The organism is Ruegeria sp. AA3 (assembly GCF_056542905.1).
Genome location: NZ_JBQGAQ010000001.1, coordinates 660,225 through 673,226, shown reverse-complemented (window position 1 = coordinate 673,226; position 13,002 = coordinate 660,225). Strand labels below are relative to the sequence as shown.

The 13,002-nt window shown below is 56.9% G+C and carries 13 protein-coding genes; 5 read left to right on the top strand and 8 right to left on the bottom strand.

The annotated features are described in order from the left end of the window. Nucleotides 1-73: 73 nt before the first annotated feature. The gene (locus ACR0JR_RS03355; protein WP_480454996.1) at nucleotides 74-733 is read right to left on the bottom strand and encodes a DsbA family oxidoreductase; all 660 of its coding nucleotides are present in this window, start codon (nucleotides 731-733) and stop codon (nucleotides 74-76) included. Next, on the bottom strand, nucleotides 730-2,247 hold the full coding sequence (locus ACR0JR_RS03350; RefSeq protein WP_480454995.1) for a class I adenylate-forming enzyme family protein: 1,518 nt from the start codon (nucleotides 2,245-2,247) through the stop codon (nucleotides 730-732). The genes ACR0JR_RS03355 and ACR0JR_RS03350 overlap by 4 nt, the downstream gene beginning before the upstream one ends. 65 nt (nucleotides 2,248-2,312) lie before the next feature. Between ACR0JR_RS03350 and ACR0JR_RS03345 the strand changes: the two genes are divergently transcribed. After that, nucleotides 2,313-2,936 carry a helix-turn-helix domain-containing protein gene (locus ACR0JR_RS03345; RefSeq protein WP_010440326.1) on the top strand — a complete coding sequence of 208 codons (624 nt, stop codon included), beginning with the start codon at nucleotides 2,313-2,315 and terminating at the stop codon, nucleotides 2,934-2,936. Here ACR0JR_RS03345 and ACR0JR_RS03340 read toward each other — a convergent pair. Both ACR0JR_RS03340 and ACR0JR_RS03335 read right to left on the bottom strand, forming a co-directional pair. After that, nucleotides 2,925-3,161 (bottom strand): hypothetical protein, encoded by a 237-nt coding sequence (locus tag ACR0JR_RS03340; RefSeq protein ID WP_010440325.1) that lies wholly within the window; start codon nucleotides 3,159-3,161, stop codon nucleotides 2,925-2,927. The genes ACR0JR_RS03345 and ACR0JR_RS03340 overlap by 12 nt on opposite strands. Nucleotides 3,162-3,692: 531 nt before the next feature. Beyond that, nucleotides 3,693-5,519: an extracellular solute-binding protein gene (locus ACR0JR_RS03335; protein ID WP_480454994.1), complete on the bottom strand. Its 1,827-nt coding sequence runs from the start codon at nucleotides 5,517-5,519 to the stop codon at nucleotides 3,693-3,695. A gap of 294 nt (nucleotides 5,520-5,813) precedes the next feature. Here ACR0JR_RS03335 and ACR0JR_RS03330 point away from each other — a divergent pair, with 294 nt between their 5' ends. Next, the gene (locus tag ACR0JR_RS03330; RefSeq protein ID WP_170470641.1) at nucleotides 5,814-6,587 is read left to right on the top strand and encodes a 3-hydroxybutyrate dehydrogenase; all 774 of its coding nucleotides are present in this window, start codon (nucleotides 5,814-5,816) and stop codon (nucleotides 6,585-6,587) included. A 59-nt stretch (nucleotides 6,588-6,646) separates the two neighbouring features. Further along, complete coding sequence (locus ACR0JR_RS03325; protein WP_480454993.1) at nucleotides 6,647-7,672, top strand: patatin-like phospholipase family protein; 1,026 nt, start codon at nucleotides 6,647-6,649, stop codon at nucleotides 7,670-7,672. Here ACR0JR_RS03325 and ACR0JR_RS03320 read toward each other — a convergent pair whose 3' ends face one another. The 4 genes from ACR0JR_RS03320 to ACR0JR_RS03305 form a co-directional block, all read right to left on the bottom strand. Continuing rightward, a complete protein-coding gene (locus ACR0JR_RS03320) occupies nucleotides 7,673-8,350 on the bottom strand; it encodes a DUF502 domain-containing protein (RefSeq protein ID WP_010440321.1) in 678 nt (225 codons plus the stop codon). It abuts the gene before it with no gap. A 64-nt stretch (nucleotides 8,351-8,414) separates the two neighbouring features. Continuing rightward, the gene (locus tag ACR0JR_RS03315) at nucleotides 8,415-9,329 is read right to left on the bottom strand and encodes a pseudouridine-5'-phosphate glycosidase (RefSeq protein ID WP_480454992.1); all 915 of its coding nucleotides are present in this window, start codon (nucleotides 9,327-9,329) and stop codon (nucleotides 8,415-8,417) included. After that, a complete protein-coding gene (locus ACR0JR_RS03310; protein WP_170540008.1) occupies nucleotides 9,326-10,219 on the bottom strand; it encodes a PfkB family carbohydrate kinase in 894 nt (297 codons plus the stop codon). The genes ACR0JR_RS03315 and ACR0JR_RS03310 overlap by 4 nt, the downstream gene beginning before the upstream one ends. 55 nt (nucleotides 10,220-10,274) lie before the next feature. Continuing rightward, a complete protein-coding gene (locus tag ACR0JR_RS03305) occupies nucleotides 10,275-10,895 on the bottom strand; it encodes a thiamine phosphate synthase (protein WP_010440318.1) in 621 nt (206 codons plus the stop codon). Between the two features lie 154 nt (nucleotides 10,896-11,049). Between ACR0JR_RS03305 and ACR0JR_RS03300 the strand changes: the two genes are divergently transcribed. Both ACR0JR_RS03300 and ctaA read left to right on the top strand, forming a co-directional pair. After that, a complete protein-coding gene (locus ACR0JR_RS03300) occupies nucleotides 11,050-11,793 on the top strand; it encodes an RNA methyltransferase (protein WP_480454991.1) in 744 nt (247 codons plus the stop codon). A 62-nt stretch (nucleotides 11,794-11,855) separates the two neighbouring features. Beyond that, a complete protein-coding gene (gene ctaA / locus ACR0JR_RS03295; protein WP_480454990.1) occupies nucleotides 11,856-13,001 on the top strand; it encodes a heme A synthase in 1,146 nt (381 codons plus the stop codon). The last annotated feature ends 1 nt before the right edge of the window (nucleotide 13,002 follow it).

The following is a 13,002-nucleotide window of genomic DNA, read 5'->3' as shown; positions in this document are numbered from 1 at the left end:
GGGGAGCTCCTTCCCAGCAGCGCTATCACGGTGCCGAGGAACGGACTAGATCAGAAATGCACAGGGGTCTGTGCTATTCTGCAGGGGAAGCCTCAATCTGAGACATGATCTCGGATATTACTTTACCCCATAGTTCAGGGGGTTGCGCACCGGGAACGGCGTGTTGGTTCGCTACAATGAAAGTGGGAACCGAATTCACGCCCATCTCGCGAGAATGGCTGTCGCGCGTTCTTATGTCTTCTCGATCGGATTCCGATTGCAGCAATTTCATCACGACTGCCGCGTCCATGCCAACGCTGTCTGCGATATCGGCCAGAACTTCTCGATCTCCGATGTCGCGTGCTTCGACGAAATATGCGTTGAACAGGGCATCGACCACGGCGTTCTGCTTGCCCTCTATACCGGCCCAATGGATCAGGCGGTGTGCGTCCAGCGTATTTGGCGTACGTTTCATGCCCTCGAAATCGATCTTCAGACCAGCGTTCTCGGCGTGCTCGACCACCGGTGCATAGGCGCGAACTGCGCCGTCTTTGCCGCCAAACTTACGCTCCAGATACTCACGCCGGTCCATCCCAGCGTCGGGCATATCCGGGTTCAATTGAAAAGGATGCCATTCGATCACGAACGGATGGTTCGGGATTTCGGCCAGTGCCTTGTCCAGATGGGTCTTGCCGATATAGCACCAGGGGCAGATCGGGTCGGACATGATATCGAGCTTAACGGTCTGTGTCATTCGGACGTTGCCTTGAAATAGGCCGGCAGGGCGCGGCGCAGGAGTTTGCCGTTGCCCCCAGTGGGCAGTTCGGACAGATGGACAAAGGCCCGCGGTTGTTTGTAGCGCGCCAGCTTGTCAGACACATAGGCGCGCAACGTCTCCGCGTCCAGTTCCTCGGGTCCGGTGTAGAATGCAACAATGATCGAGCTGTCTTGTTTAACCTCAACCGACGCGGCGCCAACCTGCGTGATACCGGGATGGGTGGACAAGGCAGCCTCAACTTCGACCGGAGAGACCCGATAGCCGCCTGCGTTCATCATGTCATCGTCTCGGCCCATATAAGTTATCTGTCCATCTGCGGCCATCGCACCCTGATCGCCTGTCAGGAACCAGTTCCCAGCTATACGTGCGTCGGCATCTTCGGGTGCGTTCAGGTAAGTCAACATAAGGCCCGGATCGTCACGATGAATGGCAATCGTGCCTTCTTGTCCCTGCGGGACCGGGCCGTCGGGACCAACAATGGCAACCCGGCGTCCGGGTTGCGGCTGACCCAACGCCTCACCGCGCGCCGGGTGGCTGGGGCTGGACGAGATGAAGGTCGAACATTCCGACATACCATACGCTTCGTATAGTTCTGTTCCGGTGGACCGCACCCACTTGTCGTGCAGGTGACGTGAGAGCTTTTCTCCGGCGCACAGGCCATGGCGCAGATCAGGTAAGTCTAGTCGCTGATTGCCTTGCATGATCTTCCGAAAGACCCCGGGGGCAGCTGCAAAAATCGTGGCGCGTTGTTGGGTCAGCAGGGTGGGCAGATCTCGGATGTTCGTTCCCGGCTCTGGAATCAGTGCCGTTGCGCCGATGGTCCACGGGTCCATCAACCCGGTACCCAGAGTATAGGTCCAGTTGAATGCTCCGGCGTGGCACAATCGATCCGAAGATTGCAGACCGTACCAGCCATCGACCATCATTTGCCGCGCCCAGATGGCGCGATGCGCGTGGGCGACAGCGCGGGGTTTGCCTGAAGTGCCCGAAGTATAGACAACATAGGCCAATCGCTCGGGGTCACCCATTGCAAACTCCGCTGGCGGCAGCGTTCGCATTCCGACAAGCTCATCCAGCCGTATTTGGTTGGAGTGATCGGCGCAGGCGACCTGCGGATCGCGCAAAACGGCGGCAGGATTCAGATCGTCGATGATCTTGGCGGTTTCCGCATCTGTCAGTTGTGATGAGGTTGGGACTGGAACCAGCCCCACGGCGATTGCTCCAAGATATGCGATTGGGAAATCGACTGTATTGCCAAGTCGCATCAAAATGATGTTGCCGGGCTTGAGGCCGCTCTGAAGCAAGCTTGTTCCTGTTCCCAGGATCGCTGCATTCAGCGCTCTGTAGGTCCAGTCGACTGCGCTGTTCTGCCCAAGCACAGATAGAGCGGTTTTTTCCGAATAGCTTTGGGCATGACGCAGGACATGCGCGGCAAGATTGAATGGGCGCGGGCAGGGCGGCGGTGGTCCCTGATCAAAGATCGACAACATGGGAACTGGCTACAGCTGCGCACGGCGCGTTGCAAGCAGAGCATGCTGCCCCTATAGAAAGACGCATGAGCAAGAATGATCATAAGTCCATCGTCAGAATTGCCCGCGACAATGGTATTAATACCGAGCTTGAGCCCGTCGATCTGGGCGCGCGTGTGCGTGAGCTGCGCAAAGCCCGAAACTGGACGCTGGAACAGGCGGCCAACCAGGCCGGGTTGGCAAGGTCGACACTTAGCAAGATCGAAAACGGTCAGATGTCGCCGACTTATGATGCGTTGAAGAAGCTGGCGATAGGGCTGGAAATTTCGGTGCCTCAGCTGTTCACTCCGCCCCAGCGTGATCAGGTCATAGGCCGAATGGCGGTGACCAAAATGGGCGCGGGGGCTGCGCACGCGACCACGACCTATGAGCATGAACTGCTGGCAGAAACGCTTACCAAAAAGCAGATGCTACCCTATCGTGCCCGAGTGCGCGCACGATCTATGGAAGAGTTTGATGGATGGGTACGTCACGATGGTGAGGAGTTCTTGTATGTCCTGACCGGCGTGGTGCGCCTGTTCACCGAATTTTATGAACCAGTCGAGATGCGCCGGGGCGACAGCGCCTATTATGACGGTAGCATGGGGCACAATGTAATTTCGGTTAGTGACGAGGACGCCACGATCCTTTGGGTGACGTCACTTACTTAAGGTTTGTGCAACTTCGCGGTTCAACGCTTCGGTATACAGGAAATCCTCAAGCTCTTCCCGGGCTTCATTAACAGTCAGATGGTGACGTTCGGCCAGATATGCTTCGAACTGCTTACGATCTTCACCAACGCGCGCCATGTCCCTGTCCCGCAGGTTTGGAAATCTGCGTTTTGCACGCGCATACGACGCGCCCCAGTCTTGCGTCAGATCAGCCCAGTTCAACATCTACGAGCCTTCCCTTTATTCGGTTCCAGGATTGCTCTCCCCGGTATTAGCGTACGGAGTGTGGGGGGATATTGCGGACATGACAAAATGTCGCAGGTTGCCGTCACGGCAACCAAAGGCAAAAACCCGCTGCGGCTAAACCGCAACGGGCCGACGGACCTGCTGTTTTAGTGAGTGGCGGCCGGTCCGTTGTTCTTCTGACTTGAACTGTCAGTACAGTATTTCGCACCCGAAAAATGCTGCAATTATCTGCACTAAGATATTCATCGGGATGTGTACAAGGTATAGTCCATGCCACGAGTCCGTAAAGCCCCTTGCGATGAATTTGACCGAATAAGCAATACTTGTGCAACTTGTGTACCAGTAGGCGCGAATGGTTCCGCGACCCACAAGCTCTGGTATTGGTCACAGTTTGTGACGGGTTCAGCCGAAAATCGCTTATGGCTGGCAATTTGCCCTGTCGCCGTGCCATTGCCGGATCAACCAGTTTTAGGCCCGGATATTCGCTGAACTAAAAGCCGCGCGGTCTTGTCAGTCCTCGTACCACCAGACCTGCGGCATGTATTCGGGGCCATCTCCATAAATCGGAAGCGAGGTAGGCTGCTTCAATTCCTTCACGTGGGCGATGCGGCCGACGTCGAAGCTCCAGATAGGAATGACGTAACGGCCAGCAGTTAGTACGCGGTCCAACGCGCGGGTAGCGGCCACAAAATCCTCGTGGCTTTCCGAGGCCAGCATTGCATCGATCAATCCGTCAACGGCAGGAGAGGTCAGCCCCATGACATTCCTAGTCCCCGGAGTGTCGGCGTTTTCGCTGCCCCAATACAGGCGTTGTTCGTTGCCGGGCGACAGCGAAAGGGCGCGGCGGAAGGGCGTCATGTCGAAGTCTTGCGCGTCGATACGCGAGGTGTACTGCGCGTCGTCAACTTTTTCGACGGTCAGTTGAATGCCCAGGCGCTCCAACGCGCGTGCATAGATTTCCGCGATCACACCGACATCCTGCACCACATTCAGGCTGCCCTGGCTGATGACAAGGTCGATATCAAACGGTTTGCCATTGGCATTGCGAAGCTGACCGTCCTGAATTGTCCAGCCTGCCTCTTCCAGCAGTTTTAGCGCCTTGCGGATATTGCTCCGATTGCGTTCGGTTCCATCACCCGCGGGCAATTCATACCCCTCAATGGTACCCGGCGCCAGTTCGGCGGCGTAAGGTTGCAGAAGGTCTGCGACGCGACCGGTGGCCGCACCGGGTTGCATGCCCAACTCGGAGCCTGAGAAATAGGACGTAATTCTGGGTTGCGCGCCGCCTGTGATGGTGTCGTTGATGAATTCAAAGTTGAACGCCAGAGTCAGCGCTTCGCGAACGCGCCAATCGTCAAAGGGGGCCTTACGCGTATTCATGACAAAACCGGTCATGCCCGAAGGTTTTTGATGCGGGATTTCGGTCTTTACAACATCACCGCGTTGCGCCGCCGGGAAACTATACTGAGTGTTCCATTTGTCCGCGTTAAACTCGCGCACGGCTGAAAGTTCGCCTGCCTTGAATGCTTCGAAGGCAACGGTGCCGTCACCATAGAATTCGATCCGCATGTCATCCAGATTCATCGTGCCCTTGCGGTAGGGGATATCGGCACCCCAGTAGTCAGGATTGCGGCGTAAGTTTACATAGCGGCCAGCCTCATAGTCATCGATCACGTATGGTCCGGAACCGATGGGTATATCGTGCAGTTGAGCGTCTGCGAACGACTTCCCCTCCCACTGCGCTTTTTGCAGGATCGGGCGCATTCCGGCGATCAGGGCCAGTTCGCGATCCGGTTCGTTAAAGGTGATCCGAACGCTGCGCGGGCCGGTCTGCTCGATGCTGTCGATCTTGCCCCATAGCCCGCGATAGCGCAGGTGACCTTCGGTGCCTAATGTCTCATACGACCAGATCACGTCATCGACGGTGACCGGTGTTCCATCCGAGAATTCCGCATTTTCGCGCAGCGTGAATTCGACCCAGGTTCGGTCCGAATCCGTCTCAACTGATTCGGCTAACAACCCGTAAAGAGTGAAAGGTTCGTCCCAGGACCGGCCCATCAGGCTTTCGTGGGTCCAAAATCGCAACTGCCAGGGTGACGTGCCTTTTTGCACAAACGGGTTCAAACTGTTATAGCCGCCGGTATTTCCAAATACGACCTTTCCGCCCTTGGGCGCGTCGGGATTTGCGTAGGGTAGCGACACAAAATCCGGTGGTAGTGCCGGGTCGCCATACATAGCTATGCCATGGGCTGATTCTGCCGAAGCGAATGAAGCCGCAAAAATGCAGGCGATTCCCGCAATTGCTGGTCGGAGGGGGAGGAGATAATCGGGGCTCATTTTGGAAACAATCCTGCTCTGGCCTTATTTTGTTTGGGATTCACCGTAGCCATGATTTTTCTTATTATCAAACTTTTAGCTTGGACGGATGCAAAGAATTGCTTATAAAGGATGCACTGCTCGATAGGTTTCTTGCCTGTATGAAACCTGCCTCAATAACTTAACGCCCGCTTCGTGCGGGCGTTTTTTTTTGGCAAAATCTGCCGGGATGCACCCGCTGTATCATTCCCCGTTTCCTTTGCAGGTGCAGCATGGCACTGTGTGGCTGAATTGAAATCAGGACGGAGAGCAGGCATGAGCTTGGCGGGAAAAACAGCCATCATAACAGGGTCGAATTCAGGGATTGGACTGGGCGTTGCGCGTGAGCTGGCCAAGGCGGGTGCGGATGTGGTTCTGAACTCGTTTACCGACCGGGATGTAGATCATGCGCTGGCTGCCGAGATTGGGAAAGAGACCGGGACCAACGCGCGCTACATCAAGGCGGACATGTCGAAAGGCGATGAATGCCGCGCACTTATCGAACAGGCAGGTGCCTGCGACATATTGGTGAATAATGCGGGCATCCAACATGTTTCACCGATCGATCAATTTCCGACTGACAAATGGGATGCGATCATCGCGATCAACATGAATTCAGCCTTTCACACAACGGCTGCAGCCTTGCCGATGATGCGCGCGGCAGGTTGGGGCCGTATCGTAAATATCGCTTCTGCACACGGGTTAACTGCTTCTCCTTTTAAGGCAGCTTATGTAGCGGCAAAACATGGTGTGGTTGGGATGACCAAAACCGTTGCGCTTGAGACGGCTCAGGAACCGATCACGTGCAACGCTATCTGCCCGGGTTATGTGCTGACCCCACTGGTTGAGGCGCAAATCCCCAATACGATGAAGGAATATAACATGAGCCGCGAGGATGTTGTGAAGAACGTCCTGCTGGAACGGCAACCTTCAAAAGAGTTCGCGACGGTTGAACAACTTGGTGGCACGACCATCTTCTTGTGTTCGGATGCGGCTGCGCAGATCACCGGGACGACGATTTCGGTCGATGGGGGGTGGACCGCGCTTTGAGGATACATGGAGGCGCTGCCCCCCCCGGGATATTTTTGGCCAGATGAAGAGGCGGAAGTATGAAGCGGATCAATCTGGCTTTGCAGGGCGGTGGTGCCCATGGTGCGTTTACCTGGGGTGTGCTGGACCGTCTACTGGATGAGGAGGATGTCGAGGTTGCGGCGATCACTGGAACCTCGGCTGGCGCCCTTAACGGAGCCGCGTTCAAATCCGGAATGGTGCATGCGGGGCGCGAAGGCGCTCGGGCCTGTCTCGACGATTTATGGACGCGCATGGGCGCTGTTGGTGATATGCGGATCGGTCATTGGATGCGCGGATTAGAGCCGGCGCATATATCGCAGGCGCTTGAGTATTCACTGCCGTATTCGATGGCCGAAACATGGTCGCGGCTGGTGTCTCCCTATGCCTACGGGCCGTTCTATCGCAATCCGCTTGAGCCGGTTGTGGATCGGTTCAATTTTGATGAGATTTGTGCAGATGAAGGGCCGGAGCTTTTTGTCTGTGCGACTTGTGTTCGCAGCGGCAAAATTCGGGTCTTTGCTGAAGATGAGATATCGACCGACGCAATTTTGGCGTCGGCCTGTCTGCCCAACCTATTTCAGGCAATAGAGATCTATGATCCAAAATCTGGTCGTACCGAAGCTTATTGGGATGGGGGATATACTGGCAACCCGGCGTTGTACCCCTTGTTTGGTGGTGATCTTCCCGACGATGTGGTGATTGTAAATATCAACCCCTTAGAAAGGGACGAGGTGCCGAAGACGCCGCAGCAGATTCAGAACCGGATCAATGAGATCAGCTTTAACTCATCGCTATTTCGTGAATTGCGCGCGATTAACTTTGTGCAGCGGCTACTGGCCGAGGGAAAATTGAAAGCAGGCGAGATGAGCCGGGTGCTGGTTCATATGATCGCGGATGATGCTCTGATGAACGATCTGTCGGCTGCGACAAAAACCGTTCCAAATCCGGTTGTTCTGAACAGGTTGAAGCAGGCCGGGCGCGTTGCGGCAGATCAATTCTTGCGCGCCCACAAGGATGATCTGGGTGAACGCAGTACTGTCGACCTGCCTGCCATGTTTGGCTGACTACTCCGGCGGCTGGGTCGGGTCTTTTTCGTTGGGGTATACCAGCCCCGCTGAAATCACCAATTTGGCTGCGTCCTCGATCGACATATCCAGCAGGATCACGTCTTCGGCTGGAAAAAACAGCAGGAAACCGGATGTGGGGTTTGGGGTCGTCGGTACAAAGACGCTGAGCAACTCACCACCCGTTTCGGCACGTTGGCTGACTTCGCCCCGCGCTGTGGTCGAAACAAATCCAATCGCCCAAATTCCGCGGCGCGGATACTGGATCAGACAGGCTTTTTCGAAAGAGCGTTCTGTCTGCGCAAAGACTGTTTCCGAGATTTGCTTGATTCCGGAATAGACGGACCGGACGACGGGCATCCGATCAACAAGGCTTTCGGCGAAGTGAATCAGTGAACGGCCCAAAATGCCTTTGGCAATCCAGCCGACGATGACCGTGAAGATCAGGAAGATGATGACGCCGACGCCGCGCAGGTTGATCCCAACATACTCGGCCGGCTGGAATTGCTGAGGGATCAATGGCAGCACGGCGCTGTCGATCCAGCCCACGACCGACCAGATCAGCCAGATCGTTAACCAAACTGGCGCGATGACGACAATGCCCGTCAAAAATGACGCGCGCAGTCCGGACAGAAGGCCCGAGCGGCGATGTGGTTCTTCGTCAAACGGCGTGTTCATTGCGGTCCTGAGTGGTTTGCGGAATTAGTTAAGCAGTCCGAGGTCTTGGTACAATAGGCTTATGTCACTCAGCCGTCTTTACCAGCGCTATTGCTATGCCCGCCGCCAGCCGTGCATTGTTGCGTACCAGAGCGATATTAGCGGTCAACGAGCGACCATTGGTCTGTTCGTAGATGCGTTGCAGTAGGTAAGGCGTAACGCCTTTGCCGGTGATCCTGTGTGTTTCGGCATCGGCCTGTGCGGAAGCAATGATCGGGGCAAGTTCCTCGGCAGCGATCTGATCGGTCTGCGGGATCGGATTGGCTACGAGTTGCCCACCGGGTAATCCCAGCGCCCGCCGCGCGGCATGGGCTTTGGCGATGTCCTCTGCGCTGTCCATCCTCAATGGAGCAGCCAGCGGAGACTTGGCTGACCAGAACGCCGGAAATTCGTCCTGTCCGTGTGCGATGACCGGCACACCGAGCGTTTCCAGAACCTCAAGCGTTTTGGCCAGGTCGAGAATAGCTTTGGCTCCGGCCGCAACAACCGTCACTGGTGTTTGCGCAAGCTCATGCAGGTCAGCAGAGATATCAAAAGAGGTTTCAGCCCCCTGATGAACGCCGCCGATGCCGCCTGTGGCAAATACTTCGATGCCTGCATAATGCGCTGCGATCATGGTAGCTGCGACGGTGGTGGCCCCTGTACCGCCAGTTGCAAGACAAGCAGCCATGTCAGCGCGCGACAGCTTGGCAACGCCTTGCGCCTGACCAAGGGCCTGAAGCTGATCTGACTCAAGCCCAATGTTAAGCACGCCATCGATCACGGCGATAGTTGCGGGAACTGCGCCCGCATCGCGAATGTCCTGTTCGACCTGTGCGGCAACCTCGATGTTCTTGGGGTAGGGCATCCCGTGGGTGATGATAGTGCTTTCCAGCGCAACAATGGGTTGGCCTGCGTCTTTTGCGGCGCGAACCTCGGCGGAATATTGGATGTCGATCACAGTGGAGTTTCTCCGGAAACATATGTTGCAGCGGCATGCAGGGCACGCTTGAGCGCGGCGTCGTTGTCAGCGCCACTTGCTTCGGCAGCGATATGGGCTGCCATGAAAGTATCACCTGCGCCGGTCACGCGGGTGACCAGAACGGAAGGTGGTTTTTGGGTCAGAACACTCTCAGCGCTGCCGACAGTGGCCGAGTTGCCGCCATCGGTCACCAGAACACGCAATGCGCCACGGTCAAGCAAGCCCTGAGCAGCACTTTCGGAATCGGTGAATTCGCGTTGGCACAAAAGCCCAGCTTCTTCGAGGTTTACATAGAGTGTTGCACGCGCGTGTTTCAGAAAAGGTAACAAACGCTCGGCCTTGCCGGGGGACGCGGGGGCCACGCGAAGATCGGCGCGGGCAAAGGCGGGGCTTTGCGCGATCTCTTCCAGCAGGTTCAGGGTTAGGTTGCCGTCCAGCGCGATGGGGCCTTCAAAAGGTGTATTTTCATAGCCCAAAGGTCCATGCATCAAGGGACGTAAGATTTTTGCTCCCGCCGCCTCAAGTGAATGGGCGTCTGCAATGGCTGCGATTAATCCATTGGCACCTTCGACGGCCATATAGCGGTCGGTCGGCAAGTCTTGCGAACGGTAGATGTGGTCGGTCACCATGCCCAGCCGTGCGCAGGAGTGGACCAGTTCATCGCCTTCGGGATCGCGGCCGATTGCAGTGAGCAGTGTAGGGGTCATCCCAAAGCGCACCAACGTCATAGCGATGTTCATGGCGACACCGCCGGGCAAGCGGGTAATCCGCCCTGGTACGTCCGATCCCTGCCGCATGACGCTGGCAGATCGCCCGATCACGTCCCACAGGACCGATCCGATACACAGGATTTCGCTGTTCTGAGTCATGCTTCGTGTCATGCCGCAGCCCCGACGCGGGTGCAAGGGTTAACGCTCACAGTCGTCAGCGCATTGCGGCGATCAGAGTGTTCAATGCATCCAGCGGGTTGTCATGTGACCAGATCTCATCGCCGATGCCAAAGAAATCTGTGCAGGGGGTCAGGTCTCGGATCAGGTCTTCGGTTAGCCCGCCTTCGGCCACCACCGGAACCTCGATCATCTCAGACCACCATTGGAACAGGTCTTGCTCAGCGCGGGTTCCATCGCCCAGCGCGACGTTGCCGACCGGGCCAAAGGCAACATAGTCTGCACCACCTTCTCCAGCGGTCATGCCATCATGGCTCGAGGCTCCGCAAAAGCTGCCGACGATGGCATCTGGCCCCAGTTCCTTACGCGCAGCCCTGACCGAGCGTGCCGCATCGTCCAGATGCACCCCGTCCAGACCCAGCCGTTGCGCCAGCAGTACATGGTTCGAAATCACCAGCGCCACGTCATGCGCATGAGCAACCTCACGGCAGGCATCAGCGGCGCGAGCGATGGTATCTTCGTCACTTCCTGCCAGAGCCAGGCGGATACAGGCGATCTCGGCCCCGTCCAGAACGCGGGACAACTGGTCGGGGAAAGTGCTCAGTGTGATCGCTGGCGGGGTGATTAGATAAATCTGCGGCTGCTCGGGGGTGTCCATTGGCGCGTCCTTCGCTTTCAGTCTTTCGCGCGGTTTAGCGGATTGCGGGCGGGAAGCAAACTTTTATGCCGTCTCGTGCTGGATTAGACGCGCCGGGTGCCTTGCCCTGCGGGGGAGAGGCGATTAGAGCAGGCAGACCTTTTCGGAGACAGCCATGCCCAGCGATATATCCCAGCCTTCTTTCGTGCTTGTGCGCCCGCAGATGGGCGAAAATATCGGTGCTGCTGCACGGGCGATGTGGAATTTCGGACTGGATCGGATGCGGATTGTCTCGCCGCGCGATGGATGGCCGAACCCCAAGGCGGTGGCGATGTCCAGCGGCGCAGGGCGATTGCTGGATGAGGCACAATTGTTCGACGATCTGGCCGGAGCATTGGGGGATCGTACATATGTCTTTGCAACTACTGCACGGCAACGGGGCCTGACCAAGCCAGTATTCAGCCCCGAACGGGCCATGCAGATCGCCGCGGAAAAGGTGGCAGCTGGCGAAAAGGTGGCCGTGCTGTTCGGTCCAGAACGCGCCGGGCTTGAAAATGAGGATATCGCCAAGGCAAACGCGATTATCTCGGTGCCAGTGAATCCCGAATACGCGTCGCTGAACCTTGGGCAATGCGTTTTGCTGACGGCTTACGAGTGGATGCGCCAAACCGGGGATGTGGTGCATGAAGCCACTGATCTGGGCAAAGGCGACTGGGCAACAGGGATCGAAGTCGAAAAGCTGGTCGAGCATTACGAGGATCGGTTGGAAGAGGCGGGATTTTTCTACCCGCCCGAAAAGGCCGAAGGGATGAAGACCAACCTGCGCAATCTGTGGTCCAGGATGCGGATGACGCGGGCGGATGTGCAAATGCTGCACGGGGTGATGCGTCAGATGGTCCGCTGGAAGGATCGGGGCTGAGGCTGGACCTCGCCCCCAAGTCAACCTAGCTTGCGACGAAATCCAAGGCACAAGAGGACAGCATGAGCGGTAAGCGCAGCATCTTCGAAGACGTCTCAGACACTGAAAAACAACAAGCGGTTCAGCCGGGTGTGATCGATCGCGGGCGCGGTGGTGCACGCCAGGCCATTCGCGTCTGGCTTATGATCCTGTTTGCGCTTGTGGTCATCATGATCGCGGTCGGCGGACTGACCCGACTGACAGATAGCGGCCTGTCGATTACCGAATGGCGTCCGATCACCGGAGCCATCCCACCGACATCCGAGGCTGACTGGCAGTCCGAATTCGACAAATACAAGCAAATCGATCAATGGCGCATCCAGAACCAGTGGATGGAGCTGGATGATTTCAAATCAATTTACTGGTGGGAATGGGGCCACCGCGAACTGGGCCGCGTGATCGGCCTGGTCTGGGCTGTCGGTTTTTTCGGTTTTCTTGTTGCCCGCAAGATACCGGCTGGTTGGACCGGTCGATTGCTGATCCCCGGAGCGCTCGGTGGCGTTCAAGGGGCTGTTGGATGGTGGATGGTTGCGTCGGGTGTGACGCAAGGCGAGGGGATGACCGCAGTTGCAAGCTATCGACTAGCGGTGCATCTGGGGCTTGCTTTCGTCATCCTCGGGTTGCTGGCTTGGTACATCTTTATGTTGGCGCGCGAGGAGCGCGATCTGATGCAAGCACGCCGCGCAAAGGAAACCCGGTTGTTCTCGCTTTCCACAGGTCTGATGCATTTCGCCTTTTTTCAAATACTCATTGGGGCGCTGGTCGCGGGCATCGATGCAGGTCGTTCCTATACGGATTGGCCTTTGATCGGAGGGCAGCTTCTGCCACCGGATGCCACGATGCTTGAACCGATGTGGCGGAACTTCTTCGAAAGCCCGGGCCTTGTGCAATTCATCCACCGCTGCGCTGGTTATCTGCTGTTCGCCTTTGGTGTCGTCGTCTGGCGGCGCGGTGCGGCCAGCGCGCATCCGCAGACGCGCTTCGCATTCAACGCTGCATTCGCTGCGCTTTCGCTACAGGTGGTGGTCGGTATCATGACAGTGATCTACGCGGCACCCTGGCAAATCGCGATATTCCATCAATTCATGGCCGTTGTAGTCTGGACGCTGATCCTGCGTGCACGTTTTCTCACGGCCTATCCTATTGCAACTTCTCTGCGCGGAGCATGAC